The organism is Bifidobacterium sp. W8110 (genome assembly GCF_016101375.1).
Taxonomy (GTDB): Bacteria; Actinomycetota; Actinomycetes; order Actinomycetales; family Bifidobacteriaceae; genus Bombiscardovia; species Bombiscardovia asteroides.
Window position 1 is genome coordinate 1 of the sequence record NZ_JACFQO010000005.1, and the last position, 16678, is coordinate 16678.

A 16678-nucleotide genomic window follows, 5' to 3' on the forward strand; every position below is an offset into this window, starting at 1 on the left:
AGATACCCCAACACCACACTCTGACCAACACACAACCAAACCCACACACAGAACCTAAAACAACGCGTTTAGTTCCTATAGGCCAGGTTCTGGGAGATAGTGTTTTGTTTTGCCAGAGAGGCTGCGGGGGGGGGCTGCAGATGTCTTATTAGGGGAACCGCAGAGATTCCGTATTGCCGATGGCTGATCGAATTAATAAGTGAGTTTTTTCTTCTTTCTATGAATGTGTGGCAGATACTGGTGGTTCGCTCGATTTGTCAATGCGTTGAGTTACCTTTTCCTCTTTAGATTTGTGGACAGGTACTTGAACATTAGGTCATAACTGCTAGTGGTTCTGATGCTGATATATTTCAATCACCATTGGTGCTATTGTTTTTGAAGAGTGTCTGGCAGGTTTAGCCGCTCAATGCAATGAAACTTTAACGAACCGCTGTACCTACCATAAAGGGTGGCACCAATGAATGCTGCTATAGAACTTGGCAATCTGGTTAAAGAGTATGAAACGCCAGCAGGGGTTATCAAGGCGCTGGATCACCTTGATCTGATTGTCCCTGAAGGGGGCATCTTTGGTCTGTTGGGCCCTAACGGTGCTGGAAAATCAACAACGCTCGAAATAGCTGTCGGCTTGAGAAAACCGACTTCCGGATCTGTCAGCATATTTGGCAGGAATCCGCAGACTGATTCGCAGTGGATTCATCAGCGGGTGAGTATTCAACCCCAGGAGTCCACTATCTTTCCCCAGGAAAGAGTGGGCGAGATACTGTCATTTTGGGCCAGTCTTTATGATCACCCGCGCGACGTGGATCAAGTCGCAAAATGGATGGGCTTGGACGAATTGCTGCTCCGCAAAGTAGCGAAATTATCAGGTGGACAAAAACAGCGACTGAACGTTGGTTTATGCATCATAGGGCGGACGAAATTATCCATACTTGACGAACCTTCTACTGGTCTTGATGTAATGGCTCGAGACGACCTTTGGAAGGTGCTTAGGTTTCTGGCTGAAGAAGGTACGACGATTGTCTTATCGACACATGATTTAGATGAGGCGAGGATTCTGTGCCACGAAGTTGCGGTGATAGATCATGGTCAGTCTGTGGCCCAAGGCAGTCCGGAGGAACTCATCAGGAAGCATGCCAAGGGGACGTTGGTATCCTGCCAAGTAACGCCAGATGGAATATCGGACCTTGTGAGCATGCTTCGAACTTTTGGCGTACCGGAAGTCGTTGATAAGACAACCATCTCAATACGTGCCGACGATACGGATCCTGTTATTGCTGTGCTGTCGAGCAATCCTGCGGTTTCCCAATTGCGTATGAACGAACCAAGCCTTTATGATGCCTTCGTGAGGCTGACCGGGCATGATTTTGAATAGTTGATGATACTCATTTTTGATAGGACTCCAGATGACACAAAAACGGGACCTTCGCCCCCTGTTGGCGCTACAGACTCGTGAACTAATCAGGAACACTTCATACTTTATTTTTGTCATAATTTTCCCTTTTGCCATGGCGGGAATGTTCCTTCTCATGTCCGAGATGATGAAAGGACAGGCTGATGCTCCGGACTTCAGCCCATTCGTTATGCCCATGGCGCTCTTTCTGGCAGTGACCGGTACAGCTTTGACCATGACCGCAGGTCCTTTGGCCGAAGTCAGGCAATCAGGAGCCCTCAGGGTACTTTCAACAACGCCGATCCGAAAAGCAGACTATTTGATGACGTATCTTGCTGTAAGGCTCATTATGACGACCCTGCAGATCCTTGTGATAGTAGGTGCTTCGGTATTGCTGAATCTGCTTCCGTTCAGGGATGTAGGTCGAGTTTTTGTCGTGTCCTTATTGGGACTGGTCATGTTTCTTGCCTTGGGGTATTTAATGGGTGGCTGGCTTTCGTCACCGCAGTTGGCAACCAACTTGGGAGCTCTCGTGCAACTGTTGGCGTTGTTTTTGAGTGGCCTGGCCATACCTTTCGCCATCCTTCCGGATTGGTTGACGAATGTTATCAGATGGATTCCGTCGACTCTCTTTGGAGATCTCATTTTCTGGGCATCAAAAAATCCTCTGCAGCAAACGGGCACTATGCTTTCAACTTCCATCGTGCTTGCTGTTACCGCAGTGCTTGTGTTTTTGGCGGTTCGCGGTTTCAAATGGGATGTGGAGTGAGTTTGGAACCCGAAGTGTCATTGATTAAACATCTTTGAAAGTTGAAATATTCAAGCAAGTCATAAGTTATCCATGCCACCAGCCATAGGAGGGTTAGAGGGCCAAACTCGGTTTTTCTCTTGGTTATTTGTCCATGTCTGGGACTGCAGCACCATACTCTGTTGGTCTGATTCAGCTCGTCCACGCTACCCTCAGCGCCTGCGGTTATTTCTCCTGATATGAATCTGATCTTGCCGCCTGCCGGGCGGCGGGGGCCGCTATCATGAGAGCCGGAACAGGATCGAGCGGGTCCTTCGGATTGGGGCCCGATGAAGGAATGCGTACATGGCGGATATGGTTGACAATCACAATGACGACGAAGGCCCGGACCTGGGCAGGACCTACCACAGCGGTCCGGTCATCATGCGCGGGCCCATGATTCCTGAAGCGGACGCCAATGCTGGTTTACTCTCATCGGGCGGTGACACGGACTGGCTGCATATGGATCCTTGGCGGGTGCTGCGCATCCAGGCTGAGTTCGTCGACGGGTTCGGTGCATTGGCGGAGCTGGGGCCGGCAGCCGCCATCTTCGGTTCTGCACGGACCGGCAGGGAGGATCCCAACTATACTGCTGCGCGCAAGATGGGCGGCGACCTGGCCAAGGCCGGCATGGCGGTCATCACCGGGGGAGGCCCCGGCATCATGGAGGCGGCCAACAAAGGCGCTGCTGAGGTCGGCGGCAAGTCCGTCGGTCTGGGCATCGAATTGCCGATGGAGCAGGGACTGAACCGCTGGGTGAATCTGGGCATCACCTTCCGCTACTTCTTCGTACGCAAGATGATGTTCATGAAATACTCCTCGGGCATCATCGTCTGCCCCGGTGGGTTCGGCACCCTGGACGAGATGTTCGAAGTGTTGACCCTGGTCCAAACCCGTAAGGCACCCAGCATGCCCATCGTCCTCTTCGACAGGGCCTACTGGCAGGGGCTCTTCGATTGGATCTCAGACACGGTGAGGCAGCGGGGCATGATCTCTGATCTGGACCCCGATCTGGTCATCCGCACTGATGATCCCGATGAGGCTGTCCAGGCTATCCTGCGTCACCGTGCCTGAAAATTAGGCGAGCGGCAGTCAGCGGGCGCGGGTGGCCATGATCATGCCCGTGCCGATGGGCAGCAGGCAGGATTCCCAGGCATTGTCTTTGCTTATGTCTTCCATGATGGTGCGTAAGGTGGTCGTTTTCTCGGATCTATTGGCCGGGTTGAGCACGCCACCCTTGTCAGGCTCGTCCAGCAGATCGAAGGCATCGGTAAAGATCAGCTGTCCCCGGTCCTTGAGCAAGCGCGGGGCCTGGTCCATAACCTGTTGGTAGTTGTCCCCATTGCCCGAGACGACGATAAGGTCGTAGTCGCTGGGGTTGAGCCTGGGGAAGTAGGTTCGGGCAGCAGCGTTGACCGCCCGCAGCCTCATGCCGGGGTGGGCTTTCTCCATGCCCGCGAATATTTTTTTGACCAGAGAGGTGCCTTGGGCTGTGGAGTCGACGGCGGTGAACTGGCCATGGCCGTGTAGGCCCGTCATCAGGCGCAGGGCTTCGACCACGGAGCCATTGCCGACCAGGATGATGGATGCCGGAGCGTTCCGGCCAGCCAAGAACTGCAGGAAGGCGCCCTGAGACCGGGAGCATTGGGCGAAGCCGGCCTCCGAAGCCTTGTTTCGCAAGGTCTGCAACTTGTCGGATTCGACGTTCAGAGCGCTTGCCTCGGCGAATTCCCATCCTCTGGCGATGTTGTTGTACGAGGTTTTGTCCATGCTAACCATGGTAACGACTAGAGGGCACAAGCCTGTCGCCAGCTCATGCCGCCCTGTGTATGCATGAGTCTGACTACTCCTTGACGGCTTCGACCAGTTTCCACATCTCTTCACCCACGTCGATGCCTCTGGGGCAGGGTCGGGTGCAGGCCCGTATGGACTGGCATGCCTGGATTCCGTCCACCTGGTCAATGGCCTCAAGACGTTCCCGCCGATGGCTGTCGCGGGAATCGTTGATGAATCGAGCCGCTGCAATCATGGCTGCCGGACCGGCAAAGGCCTCACCGCCCGCATAAATAGGACAGGCGCCCTGGCAGAGCCCACAGGCGATACAGGTGCTGAGCAGTTCATACCGGGACAGTTCCTCCGGAGTTTGCCGGTATTCCGACGATGGTTGTGTATCGGCCGCCTTTGATTGGGCTACTTGGCTCGCTGCTTTGGCTAACGGATCCTGGGCAGAATCATGGGATTGCTGCTGACCGGATACGGTGTGATTTTGGTTGCTATCAGGAGAGGAATCATCATGGAGCAGATAAGGCTTGAAGCGTCGAATCTGCTCAAACATGGCATCGGTGTCCACTATAAGGTCTCTGAGCGGGGTGAAGCCGGGAAGCGGGCGAATCTCCACTACTGAAGATTCTGCATGGCCTGATGTTTTAGTTGGGTGTGATGGGTCTGTAAGGTCTGTAGCTTTTGTAGCGGTTGCAGTTTCCGTAGGATCTGTGGCCGAGAAGTCTGTGGCGGTTGAGTCAGAGCCCGAATCCGAATGCGATGACGACGGGGGGTGGGTCGCTGTGCGAGTGCGACGGAAGGCCGGAGGCTGCTGAGCCCGTAGGTTTCCAGTAGCTACACCGGGTGAGGTGTATGCGTTCGGCATGGTCTTGGACGCAGACAGGCAGTCGGCGATGGTGGCTGTGCAGAGCAAATCCGGGCGGCCGTTGATGAGCACGGCATCCGACCCGCACATGCCATGTCCACAGGAGTACCGGAAGTTCAGTGTGGGATCCGCCTCTCGCTTGATCTGCAGAAGGGCATCCAGAACGGTGCGCTGCGGGGCGATGCGGATTGTATACTCCTGCGTCCAATGACGGCCTCGGGTCCGTCGGTTGCTCGCTGCGGCGAAGGGGTTGCTTTTGGCGAATGGGTTGGTTCGTGCCGGACGCTCTGATTGAGATCGTGAGGTAAACCGTGCTATTCGGAAGGTCACCGGACGAGGATCGCGGTCCGGTGCGGATGCCTTGGATCCGTCTAAGCCAGTGGACTGTAATGTCACGGTTGCTCCTGTCCTTGCCGGGATACCCATTGATGTGCGCGGACTCCATCCTAATCCCCGACTGATCAGGATAGGTGTCGAGTATGTGCCTGACTGGACAGATTGGGCTCAGTGTCCATCAATAGTTGCGGCCCTTGGGAGGCATGTCGACGATATGAACAGGCTGCCAGGAGACGTCTTCCTTGGCATCGATCATGGTGTGAACCAGATAGTGTTCGTCATCGCGCTGCGGATAATCGCTCCGGTACAGAGCACCACGGGATTCCTGACGCCGCAGGCTGGCGTTCAGCACAGCCCGGGCCAGGGTCAGCAGGTTGTCCACCTCCATGATGGCGGTCACCTCCTGGTTGAATACTGCTGTACCGCTGTGCGCACGTAGCTGTTTGGCGTCGTCATCCAGTTGATCCAGGCCGCGCAAACCCTTTTCGATGCTGCCCTGATCGCATCGGACGGCAACGGCCTCCTCCATCAGCCGTCCCAGTCGACCCATCAGCGCATAGGGATTGTTCAGGCTGGCATCGTCATCGGGCTTGGATTCTTCGTCTTGGTTGTCAGCCGATGCTGGTTCCGAGGGGTCGGTTTTACTTGCGCCAGACAGCAACTCATCCAGGAAGGCCTGACGCCTTTGCAGGACCTGCGTGAGTGAAGGTGCGTCGGCCATGTCGTTTGGCTTGTTGGCATTGGCCATGGCGGCAGCGATGGTCTGTCCGGTTCTGGCACCAAAAAGGCAGGCATCCAGCAGGGAGTTGCCGCCCAGCCGGTTGGCTCCATGAACGCTGACACAGGAGCACTCGCCAGCAGCGTACAGTCCGTCGACGATTCGACGGCGGCCATCCCGCCAACGATAGACGCGGCCCCGATCGGTGATGGGTATGCCTCCCATGGTGTAGTGGGCGGTGGGTTTGACCGGAACCATATCCACAGTGGGATCCAGGTGGGCGTAGCGATGGATGGTCTCTGTGACCTGGGGGAGCAGAGCGGTCATGCGCTGGCCGTCAATGCCGGTCATGTCCAGCCAGACGCAATCATGAGGCCCGTCAGGGTCCGATGGATCGGCCACTCCGTGACCTGCATCAATCTCGGCCATGATGGAACGGCTGACGACATCCCTGGCGGCAAGGTCGCCGTGCCCCGGCGCGTAGTCCTGCATGAAGGCTCGTCCCTGACTGTTCCTGAGCACGCCGCCTTCCGCGCGGGAGGCCTCCGAAAGTAGGATGCCAGTGTGGCCCAGGCCGGTGGGGTGAAATTGGATGAACTCCACATCCTCCAACTGCAGGCCGGCCTGCAGGGCGAGCGCCATGCCGTCACCGGTCAGATCCCAGGAGTTGGAGGTCGTATGGAAGAGTCGGCCGGCCCCGCCCGTGCACAGGACGATATTGTCGGCTTGGATGGTCTGCAGCTTGCCGGCATGGGTGTCCAGGACGATCAGTCCTCGGGCATGGCCGCCGGATTCGTCGTCAGCGGGCGGGTCAACGACCAGATCAGTCACATACCATTCCTCAGCAAACTCGACTCCCTGACGCAGGCACTGCTGCCAAAGGGCGTGCAAAATCTGGTGGCCGATACGGTCGGCTGCATAGGCTGCTCTCCTGACTGGATGGCCACCATAATCCGCAGTATGGCCTCCGAACTTCCTCTGGGCGATGTGACCGTCTTCAGTTCTTGAGAAGGCCACTCCATCATGTTCCAGTTCGATGACGATGCCCGGGGCCTGCTCGGCCAGAATCCGCACGGCGTCCTGGTCAGCCAGCCAGTCGCTGCCCTTGATGGTGTCGTAGTAGTGCCAATGCCAGTCGTCCTTTTCCTGATTACCCAGACTGGCCGCGATACCGCCCTCTGCTGAGCCGGTGTGAGAGCGTAGAGGTTGCAGCTTGGAGACGACCAGGACCCTTGGCGTCAAACTGCTTTTGCTCTCTGTGTCCTCTAAAGCTCTATACAGTCCCAGAGCCGTTGACAGCCCGGCCGCTCCGGCTCCGACGATGACGGCATCATAGCGGTTCTTGACCTTCTGCGGATTCATACCATTGATACTGTCACGACCCGTTGATAGCGGCGGCCCTACCAGTGCATGTCTGCTTACGCGAGCAAAATGGATTTTATGACCGAGCTTTCCTTCTCCCAGCAGGTTTATCAGGTCGTCAGGCGGATCCCTCGCGGCAAGGTGGCCACCTATGGCCAGGTCGCCTCCCTGACTGGGCATCCGCGCAACGCAAGGTTCGTGGGTTATGCGCTTCATGACAATCCTGAACCTGGGGTGATTCCCTGTCATCGTGTGGTCTTCCGTGATGGTTCTCTGGCCCCGGGATTCGCCTTTGGCGGTCCTGAACGTCAGCGTCAGCTGCTGGAGAATGAGGGTGTTCATTTTGTTCCTCCCCGTGGCGATGATCCGGCTGGCGCCGACGGCTGGGTAGTGGATTTGGATCGCTGTCACTGGCAGGCCTGACTCTTCGGATGCTCAGCCACGACGCATCCGTCCTGCAGCTTGATCAGACCACGAACCTCCAGAGATCCCAGCAGTTGCATCAAATGCCTGACGGAGAGCCCTCGTCCCTGCCTAGCCAGTTCAGCGCGAAGCCGGCCCGTCATGGGCGGACCATTCCGACGCTGACAGTTGCGGACCGCCGCCAGAACTGTTGTCTCTTCCTTGGTCAGGCGCTCGTCATCCGCTTTTTTGCATTCATTGTCAGTCGCTAAATCTGATGGCGGGATTGAAGAATCCTCTCTGTGCTGAGAGTGGGTTGGAGGTTCGTCTCTATCGGTCCGGGATTGTTTGAGCACGGTTGAGTGCAGATGACCGTCGTGGATGGTCTGCGTCGGATGATTGGAGTCAATCGTCGGTGTGCGCTGCCTGCTCTGCCTGTTCATTTGATTATCATGTGATTCGGCGGTATTGACTGAAGTGGAGGCTTCTTGACGGGCGGACCTGCCGGGGTGAAGTGGTCCATGGGCAGGGTGGCAGATGTCTCGGATATCGGATGCCGACAGGAGCAGCTCCGCTTTCCCCTCATGGATGAGTCGGTTGCAGCCGGTGTTTTCCGGCTGGTCGATTCTACCAGGAGCAGCCAGCACTCGGCGACCCAATTCCACGCCCCAGTTGGCTGTGTTCAGAGCACCGGATCGGTGCCGTGCCTGCGCCACTACGATGGTAGAGGCAAGAGCGGCGATGATCCGGTTTCGTAGTAGGAACCGACGCGCCTCGGGGATTGTGGCGGGCGGCAGCTCGCTGATCAGTGCGCCGCCATCTACCTCAATGTTCTCGAACAGACGGCTGTTGCGTTTGGGACCCATATGCAGCAAGCCTCCGGCAAAAACGGCGACTGTACGCCCGCCACCAGCGGCAAGGGCTCCCCAGTGGGCGGCGGCATCCGTACCCATGGCCCCGCCGGAGACGACCAGGTGGCCTTCGCCGGCAGCCTGTCTGGCTATTTGGTGAGCGGTGGACCGGCCATACTCGTCACATGTTCTTGACCCGACCACGGCCAAGGGACGCTCACAGCAGACCAATGTTTCAGGATTGCCTTGTCCCCACAGGCAGAGGGGAGGAGCCCAATCAGAGCGGCGTGCCAGGTCATCTACTTGGCCCGGCCAACACGGATCGCCTGGGGTCATCACCCAGAATCGGCCTCCGCCGGTCATCATGGTCCGCACCTGGTCGGTGTCCATGGCCAGTAAGGGTGTCAGGCGTCTTCGCCAGGAGTTGCTGATCTTGTGGAACCGGATGAGGTCTTCAGGGCTCGTTTGCCGTCCCCACCGAGCCGTCCCCTTCAGAAAGCGTTCATCCAGTCTCTTGCGAGCTGCATCATGAGGGCTGTCATTCTCCGACGTGTTTGGCGCTTCAAGTTCTATCAGGTTTCGGCACAAGTCGGCCGCTCGGGCCGAGCCCAGAAGACAGGCAACCATAAAAGCATCGGGGCCATCTGCCGCCAGAGTTAGCACGGTTCTGGCAAGCCAGTCGCTTTCGACCATGGTCATCGGTCGCGGCTGGCCGTCGGGCATGGTCTTCATCATGGGTCCGGTCATCTTAGACGGCCCTTGTCCTGAGTAGGAGGCCGGTGGTCACATCGTCGGCGTCGGGGCTGGTCCGCCCGTCCAGGTCTGCCAGAGTCCAAGCCAGGCGCATGGTCCGGTCTGCACCGCGCAGACTGATCCGTTGCCCGCGCAAGGCCTGATCCACGACCGAACGTGCCTTGGCTGATGTGTTCCGGCGCAGCCATTCGCCACTGATCTGGGCGTTGCAGATCCAACCTTCCTTGCGAAAACGCTCTTTTGCCGTTTGGCGGGCGCGGGTCACACGCTTGCGGATCTGAGCGCTGCGCTGGCGTGGACGGTGGTCATCGAATCCCGGGTCGGTCACCGGCGGGACTGTGGTCTGGATGTCGATGCGGTCCATAATGGGCCCCGACAGCCTGTTCCAGTAACGGAGGCGCTCGCGGGCTGTGCAGGTGCATCGCTCGCCGGTGCCGTATCCGTATCCGCAGGGGCAGGGGTTGGCAGCCATGACCAGCTGGAAACGAGCCGGGAAGGTGGTATTGCCCTTGGCCCGGGACAGAAAGATACGCCCGATCTCCAGTGGTTCGCGCAGGGATTGGATCACCCTTGGAGAAAATTCCGGAGCCTCGTCCATAAAGAGGACCCCGCGATGGGCACGGGTGATGGCACCAGGGGTGGCCAGTCCGGCGCCGCCCCCGACCATTGCAGCCATGGAGATCGTATGATGTGGGGCCTCGAAGGGTGGCACATCGGTGATACCATACTGGCTCAGCGTGCCACAGAGGGATCGGATGGAGGCCACTTCCAGCTGTTGAACAGCATCCAGGGCGGGCATGATGCCGGGAAGCCGTGCTGCCAGCATGCTTTTGCCGGCTCCTGGAGGACCGACCATGAGCATATGGTGACCGCCGGCTGCAGCCACCATCATGGCCCACTTGGTCTCCTCTTGGCCGATTACGTCAGCCATGTCCGGCTTGGGCGGAGATGGGTCGGAATTGGCGGAGGAGTTGTCTCCATGACCCGGGTTACTGGGGTGCATACTCGCTATGGCCGTTGACTTGTCGGTGTTCTTGTGGCTGTCTGCTTTGGGGACGGCAATCCTGCTTCGCCCCCCCAGGGCCTGGATAAGCTGACCCAGGTGACATAGTCCCACGATCTCGATATCTGGAACCAGACGGGCCTCTTCAAGGTTGTCTGCAGGGACGAAAGCCCGTGTGATTCCCTGGGCTCTGGCCTGCATCAGGATAGGCAGCAGACCATTGATGGGCAGAATCGTGCCGTCCAGGTTGAGTTCGCCCAGGATGACCGTATGATCCAGGCCTTCCGTCGGCAATGCCCCGCCGGCTTCCAGAACACTGGTCGCAATGGCCAGATCGTGTGAAGAGCCATGCTTGGGTTTTGAAGCAGGGGACATGTTGACGGTGACCCTGGTCTGCGGCCACCGGAATCCACAGGCTGAGCAGGCGGATTTGACCCGTTCGCGTGACTCCGACAAGGAGGCATCCGGCAGGCCGATGATGGAGAAGTAAGGCAGCCCTGGGGAGATGAAGGACTGCACGTGGATGAGAAAGGCCTTGAGACCTATCAATCCCACGGATTCAGCAGATCCAAGACGCATCAGAAGGCCTCCCTGGTATGTCTGAGAAAGACTGATCCCGGATTCCAACCGCCTCTGCTTGAACGGTTGGAGCCATTGGCGGCCTGGGTGGAAGTCTGATAGGAAGCCAGGGGATAGGCGCCCTCGCAATGCATGTGGCTGTCAGGGTCGGACTTGACTGACAGGCTGATGACATCGAAACGGGTGCCACGATGTCGTGCGCCGGGATCTCGGTCGTGGCTGATCAGCCATTGGACTGCTGCGCGACGCAGGTGGGTCTGCTTGCGCGGACCGACAGCCTGTTCCGGGGAACCGAACCGACCGGTGCGTCTGGTCTTGACCTCTACGAATACCAGAATTGAGTCGGAATCCAGGGCGATGATGTCCAGCTCGCCGAACCGGCTTCTCCAATTTCTGGCTAGGATTTTCCAGTTCCGTTGCCGCAACCACTGGCAGGCGTAGTCCTCACCCAATCGTCCGAGCTCTCGGCTGTTGATGTCACCGGCCCTGATTTGTCGTTCAATATCTGCCAGCTCCATGCCTATAGATTCATGGTTGCTCGTATCTGGTTCATTTGTCCAAGATTGCACGTTTTCTGGATCATCAGCGGATTCTTTGAAATCGGGCAGAGCGCTTATGGGCTGTGCGATCGATGGGTCTGCGATTATAGCCTCGGCATCAGTTCCGTCGTTCACGTCATTGATGACTGTGTGGTGATTGGTTGGTCTGGTCAGTGCTTGTGTGTCCATGTTTCCAGGAGACCACTGGAAGGAAGTCGGTGACTAGTCGAACCAGGCATGTGGTCGAACGAGCCTGTGATAGCAAGAAGGTGGACGAACGAGTGGATTTCCGATGCTGACCTTGTATCGATTGTACTCATCTCTGTATCAGTAAGGGAGGTGGAGACGAAAAAGAAAAATATTGAAACAGAGATGAAAATAGAAATGAGAGAAAGCAGAAACAAAGGAAGCAGAAACCAAGGAAGCAGAAACGAGCAGCCCAAGGAAAAGCGAGCAAACGAGGGAAGCAGTGCAATAAGCAAAGGACTCAGCGAACATGCCAAAAGAGCCGGTGACGGTTTCCGCTGTTGTCCTGCACCTGGATGAGGGAACCAGACATTAAAAAGAATTGAAGGAGACCAGGAGGCGCAACCGGTGGATTCCTGAGAAGCACCTTCCGTGCTCCTCTTGTTGAATTGCCTTATGAACAATACGGCTAACTGGTTAGATAGCGATCGGATTTCTGGTCGATAAAGATGCTCTGATGGAGGCGAATTAGACGGGTGTGACGCGGCTCCGTGGAAACCACGTCACACTCAGTTAGCGCCTAATGGACCGGTTGAAGGAATCAGGCCGCGGTGACCACATTCATGTCGGCACGGGAAATGGCCTGGTCGAAGTCCCTGGTGCCCTTGAAGACCTCCCGGGTCCAGGGGTTGATGTGCTGACGGCGTGCACGGACCAGGATGTAGCCCAGTGCGAGCACGTTGGCGGCCAGGGAGAGGATGGAGACCGTCAGGTTGACCCCGGCCTTGTTGACCGACTGGGTTGAGAAGACCGAGTAGTCCTGGAACATGGGCAGGACCTGAGCGAACATGCACCAGATGGCCAGGGTGTTGGCCCGGTTCTGGATCCAGCCCCCCTTGTTCCAGAGGAAGTTGGCGAAGGTGGGCGCCAGGAGGAGGGCCAGGCCGCAGTACCAGGCATGGTTGGGCAGGCAGTTGTAGGTGTAGCAGAAGTTCCACAGGTCATAGGAGATGATGAAGACCCAGGTCATGTCGGGCCAGAGCATGTCGCGACGGTCCTTGGACGCATAGATGCCGAAGATTCCGGTCATGCAGAAGATGTTGATCAGGCCTGCCACCCCATTGAAGATGTTGTGCCAGCCGCCCATCAGGGTGATACCCTCGGTGGACACCCAGGTTCCGCCCCATCCGCGCAAGGCGGATTCGAAGTCGGAGACCACGGCGATCAGGATGTTGATGGCGACGATGATGAAGGGGAAGCACTTGAACCAGTGGGACTTGCCGATCTTGCCCCATCCGTACTTGAGGGCCATGAAGCCGATGCAGCCGGCGGTGGCGGCATAGAGCTTGGCATAGTGGAACCAGCTGGTCATATGGACGTAGGTCGGGTTATGCAGCGCCCAATCGGCCCCGAAGGCCGCCGAGACGTAGATGGTCAGGAAGTACGCGGACAGGGCAGCGGGAATGGCAAGGAAGCAGATGATGCCTCCCGTCTTGCTCCGCCTGGCGACTTCGTTGAGACCGATCAGGCATGCGAAGACCAGAATCCAGCCCAACCATTGGTAGGGGGCATTGGCTCCGTAGACTTGGAACAACATGACGATGTCCTTTCTTCTGTTCTGTGTCAGGTGTTCGTTGGTTTGGTTCTTGGCAGCGGATGTCGGGAAGGGCACCGTCGCCTTACAGGTAGGGCTCCAGGTGGAGCGTCTGGACGGCCATGCGAATGAAGGTTTCGTCGCTGGTGTCCGGCTGCACCCTAAGGAGGGTGATGAACCCGGAAATCAGGACGATCAGCATTTCGCGCACATGGTCGATGGGCAGTTGATCCTGGTGGTGCCTGGCGAAGTCCTGAACCGCCGTCCGGCAGAAGTAGTCGGCTATGGCCTTGGAGACCTCGTCCACGAATCGCGTGTAGAGCCCTCCGTTGCCCGAGTGGATCATCTGCTGTCGGAGCGGGCTGTTGTCGGCGATGATCGACCGGGCCACCTGTACGACGGTCTCCAGAGCTCCCTTGACATCACCGGGTGTCCGCTTCCTGTTCCATTCCTCCATCCGTGACAGAACCTGCTTGACGGACTTGTCCACCATGGCCTGGGCCAGGGTCTCCTTGTCGGGGAAGTAGTGGTAGAAGAGGGACCTGGTCATCCCCACCTGCTTGGCGATGTCCTTGATGGTGATGTGGGAGAATCCCTTGTTCCTGCAGATATCGATCACAGCCTGGACGATTTCGTCGCTTTTCCTGGACCTCTTGCGTGAAGGTCGCGGAGCGAAAGCTGACTTGTCTTCTGTAGCTGCTGCCTGCATGGTTACTTCCTGTCCTTCCGGAGTCTGACGACTCCAGGAACTGAACTTTGACACTATGTCAACATTGACAGCTCAAGTATAAAACCGACTTTGACAAAGTGTCAATTTCGTCTGGATGCCTATCTATAGGCAGATACCGAGTTTCACCTCATGCTGAGGACGGGGGTTATAGGAAGACCCCGAAGCGCAAAATGCTCCGGGGTCCTTTGGAAACCTGTGATCAATGGATTTATATTTATGACGCCATGACCTCAGGTGCAGGCGACCGCCTTAGCCGACCAATCCGGTCAGCAGGCCCAGGTCCAGCTCGAAGCTGACCCCGCGTTGCTGATAGTCAGGCTGATTGCGTGTATGCTGCATGGCCGAGCGGACGAATTCGCCGGCGATCCGGGCGGCATCGGCCAGGCCTCGTCCTGCAAAAAGCGCCCCGCAGAGGCTGGAGGCGAAGGCATCGCCGGTTCCGTGGATCATGAAGGGCAGCTTGTCGTGGATCAGTTCGGTGCGCCCGCTGACTCCGCCGTGATCTGCCGAGGCCACGAAGTTGCGCAGCTTACCGTCCTTCCGGTCAATGCCCTTGATGATGACGTTTTTCGCGCCCATGTCCAGCAGACGGCCCAGACGCTCGCCAACCTGGGCATCGTCGAGGTCCTGGCCTTCGTAGTCGATGCCGGTCAGCAGACTGACCTCGGTCAGGTTGGGCATGAGCAGGTCGGCTCCATCGACCAGATTGGTCACGGCCCGGCACATCTCCTCGGTGTAGGTGGGATACATGGATCCGCCGTCGCCCATGACCGGGTCGACCAGCCGCAGGGCTTCGGGGTATTCCCCATACATGCGCTGAATGATGTCGACCTGTTCGGCGCTGCCCAGGAACCCGCTGTAGATCCCGTCCAGCTCGACCCCCTCCTTCTGCCAGGCATCCAGGTATCCCGGCAGCATCTCGGTGGTGTCGTGGAAGGTGTAGTCCTTGAACATGGTGTGTGCGCTGAACAGGGCTGTGGGCACCGGGCAGACGTCGCATCCGGCTGCAGAAAGGATGGGGATGGCGGCCGTCAGCGAGCACTTGCCATACCCGCACATGTCATGCACAGCGGCGACTCGGGGAATGTACTTGCTGTCGCGCTGGTAGAGCCTGTTCTGATCGTCCGTCTGTCCGGCCATCTCTTGAACTCCTTCATGCCTGCTGAGGCTGTTCGCAGCGGAGCCTTCTCCGTTGCTTACTCGACTCTACAGCGGAGGGATTAAACGGGCACCGCCGCGTGTGGAATGGCGAGATGGAAAAGGGCGCGCTTTCAACCTTTTGGAAGCTGTTATAAAAAAGGACGATACCGAAAAGTCCTTTCTGGCTTGAACTGGTGGGCTTGGGCCGCTTATGGTCACAGTCAAGAACTCAGACAAGGATGAACCTCCCACGGGTACTTCATTCATCAGAAACAGATAGGAATCGACATGACCGACCAGAACCCGCACAAGTACCATTTCGAGACGCTTCAGCTCCATGTGGGGCAGGAGCAGGCCGACCCCGCCACTGATTCCCGGGCCGTGCCCATCTACGCCACCACCAGCTACGTCTTCCACAACTTCGATCACGCCGAGGCCCGATTCGCGCTGAAGGATCCGGGCAACATCTACGGCCGTCTGACCAACTCCACCCAGGGGGTCTTCGAGGACAGGATCACCGCCCTGGAGAACGGCACCGCCGGTTTGGCCGTGGCCTCTGGAGCCGCAGCCGTGGAGTATGCCTTCCGGAACATCACCCAGACCGGGGACCATATTGTGTCCTCCAAGAACATCTACGGCGGCACCTTCAACCTGCTCAAGCACACCCTGCCCCGTGATGGTGTCGAGACCACCTTCGTGGATCCTTCGGAACCGGCCAACTTCGAGTCGGCCATCCAGGAGAACACCAAGCTGGTCTTCTTCGAGACCTTCGGCAACCCCAACGCCGACCTGCCCGACTTCGAAGCCATTTCAAAGATCGCCCATGACCACAACCTGCCGGTGATCGTCGACAACACCTTCGCCACTCCTTACCTGTTCCGTCCGCTGGAGCACGGTGCTGACATCGTCGTGGAATCTGCCACCAAGTTCATCGGCGGCCATGGCACCACCCTGGGCGGGGTCGTCGTGGAAGGCGGCAAGTTCGACTGGGCGGCAGTGCCCGGCAAGTTCCCCACCTTGACCGAACCCGACCCCAGCTACCACGGTCTGCGCTTCTACCAGGATCTGGGGGCTGCGGCCTTCGTCACCCGCATTCGCGCCATCCTCCTGCGCGACACCGGCGCCGTCATCTCGCCCTTTGCAGCCTTCCTCCTCCTGCAGGGGACCGAGACGCTCTCGCTGAGGGTTGAGCGCCACGTTGAGAACGCCCTGAAGGTGGTGGATTATCTGCAGACCGTACCGGAGGTGGAGTCGGTCAGCCACCCGGCCATCGAGGGGCGCCCCGACCATGAACTTTACAAGCGGTACTTCCCGAACGGGGCTGGCTCCATCTTCACCTTCGATCTGAAGGGCGGCAAGGATGCGGCCAGGGTCTTCATCAACAACCTGCATCTGTTCTCCCTGCTGGCCAACGTGGCTGATGTGAAGTCCCTGGCCATCCATCCGGCATCGACCACACACTCCCAGGAGACGCCGGAGGAGCTGGAGGATCAGGCCATCCATCCCGGCACCATCAGGCTCTCCATCGGCACGGAGAACATCGAGGACATTCTGGATGACCTCAAGGGCGCCTTCCAGGCATTGAAGGAGTCCGGGCTGGCCAAGTAATAGGCAATCATACTTCCTTCCTGGTCACGTATATGCGTGATATATGACCGAGA

At 57.9% G+C, this 16678-nt stretch carries 15 protein-coding genes; 6 read left to right on the forward strand and 9 right to left on the reverse strand.

Going from position 1 to position 16678, the window contains the following annotated elements:
• Positions 1–457: 457 nt before the first annotated feature.
• The 3 genes from H3T88_RS07525 (at position 458) to H3T88_RS07535 (ending at position 3251) form a co-directional block, all read left to right on the forward strand.
• On the forward strand, positions 458–1372 hold the full coding sequence (locus H3T88_RS07525; RefSeq protein WP_198204155.1) for an ABC transporter ATP-binding protein: 915 nt from the start codon (positions 458–460) through the stop codon (positions 1370–1372).
• Between the two features lie 31 nt (positions 1373–1403).
• Positions 1404–2159 carry an ABC transporter permease gene (locus H3T88_RS07530; RefSeq protein WP_198204156.1) on the forward strand — a complete coding sequence of 252 codons (756 nt, stop codon included), beginning with the start codon at positions 1404–1406 and terminating at the stop codon, positions 2157–2159.
• Between the two features lie 324 nt (positions 2160–2483).
• The gene (locus H3T88_RS07535) at positions 2484–3251 is read left to right on the forward strand and encodes a TIGR00730 family Rossman fold protein (protein ID WP_198204157.1); all 768 of its coding nucleotides are present in this window, start codon (positions 2484–2486) and stop codon (positions 3249–3251) included.
• An 18-nt stretch (positions 3252–3269) separates the two neighbouring features.
• Here H3T88_RS07535 and H3T88_RS07540 read toward each other — a convergent pair whose 3' ends face one another.
• The 3 genes from H3T88_RS07540 to H3T88_RS07550 form a co-directional block, all read right to left on the reverse strand.
• Complete coding sequence (locus tag H3T88_RS07540) at positions 3270–3947, reverse strand: O-methyltransferase (protein ID WP_198204158.1); 678 nt, start codon at positions 3945–3947, stop codon at positions 3270–3272.
• 73 nt (positions 3948–4020) lie between these two features.
• Positions 4021–5220, reverse strand: coding sequence for a succinate dehydrogenase/fumarate reductase iron-sulfur subunit (locus H3T88_RS07545; RefSeq protein ID WP_415873734.1), 1200 nt, complete (start codon positions 5218–5220; stop codon positions 4021–4023).
• Positions 5221–5338: 118 nt separating this feature from the next.
• Positions 5339–7240, reverse strand: a complete 1902-nt coding sequence (locus tag H3T88_RS07550) for an FAD-dependent oxidoreductase (RefSeq protein ID WP_198204160.1) — start codon at positions 7238–7240, stop codon at positions 5339–5341.
• Between the two features lie 78 nt (positions 7241–7318).
• Here H3T88_RS07550 and H3T88_RS07555 point away from each other — a divergent pair, with 78 nt between their 5' ends.
• Positions 7319–7663, forward strand: a complete 345-nt coding sequence (locus H3T88_RS07555) for an MGMT family protein (protein WP_198204161.1) — start codon at positions 7319–7321, stop codon at positions 7661–7663.
• Here the strand turns inward: H3T88_RS07555 and H3T88_RS07560 are convergent.
• Genes H3T88_RS07560 through H3T88_RS07570 form a run of 3 tightly spaced genes read right to left on the reverse strand, consistent with a single transcriptional unit; the run spans position 7648 to position 11556 of the window.
• Complete coding sequence (locus H3T88_RS07560) at positions 7648–9240, reverse strand: DNA-processing protein DprA (RefSeq protein ID WP_198204162.1); 1593 nt, start codon at positions 9238–9240, stop codon at positions 7648–7650. The genes H3T88_RS07555 and H3T88_RS07560 overlap by 16 nt on opposite strands.
• A gap of 1 nt (position 9241) precedes the next feature.
• Positions 9242–10828, reverse strand: coding sequence for a YifB family Mg chelatase-like AAA ATPase (locus H3T88_RS07565; RefSeq protein WP_198204163.1), 1587 nt, complete (start codon positions 10826–10828; stop codon positions 9242–9244).
• Entirely contained in the window at positions 10828–11556 is a 729-nt protein-coding gene (locus H3T88_RS07570) for a YraN family protein (RefSeq protein WP_232347258.1), read from the reverse strand. The genes H3T88_RS07565 and H3T88_RS07570 overlap by 1 nt, the downstream gene beginning before the upstream one ends.
• Before the next feature lie 48 nt (positions 11557–11604).
• On the opposite strand from H3T88_RS07570, the gene H3T88_RS07575 reads away from it, so the two are divergent.
• Entirely contained in the window at positions 11605–11913 is a 309-nt protein-coding gene (locus tag H3T88_RS07575; RefSeq protein WP_198204164.1) for a hypothetical protein, read from the forward strand.
• A 241-nt stretch (positions 11914–12154) separates the two neighbouring features.
• Here the strand turns inward: H3T88_RS07575 and H3T88_RS07580 are convergent, their stop codons facing one another.
• From H3T88_RS07580 to H3T88_RS07590, 3 genes are all read right to left on the reverse strand, one after another.
• Entirely contained in the window at positions 12155–13150 is a 996-nt protein-coding gene (locus H3T88_RS07580; protein WP_198204165.1) for a DUF5692 family protein, read from the reverse strand.
• 82 nt (positions 13151–13232) lie between these two features.
• Entirely contained in the window at positions 13233–13856 is a 624-nt protein-coding gene (locus H3T88_RS07585; RefSeq protein ID WP_198204166.1) for a TetR/AcrR family transcriptional regulator, read from the reverse strand.
• Between the two features lie 270 nt (positions 13857–14126).
• Positions 14127–15017 carry a pyridoxamine kinase gene (locus H3T88_RS07590; protein ID WP_198204167.1) on the reverse strand — a complete coding sequence of 297 codons (891 nt, stop codon included), beginning with the start codon at positions 15015–15017 and terminating at the stop codon, positions 14127–14129.
• A gap of 288 nt (positions 15018–15305) precedes the next feature.
• On the opposite strand from H3T88_RS07590, the gene H3T88_RS07595 reads away from it, so the two are divergent.
• Positions 15306–16625 (forward strand): O-acetylhomoserine aminocarboxypropyltransferase/cysteine synthase family protein, encoded by a 1320-nt coding sequence (locus H3T88_RS07595; RefSeq protein ID WP_198204168.1) that lies wholly within the window; start codon positions 15306–15308, stop codon positions 16623–16625.
• Positions 16626–16678 lie beyond the last annotated feature (53 nt).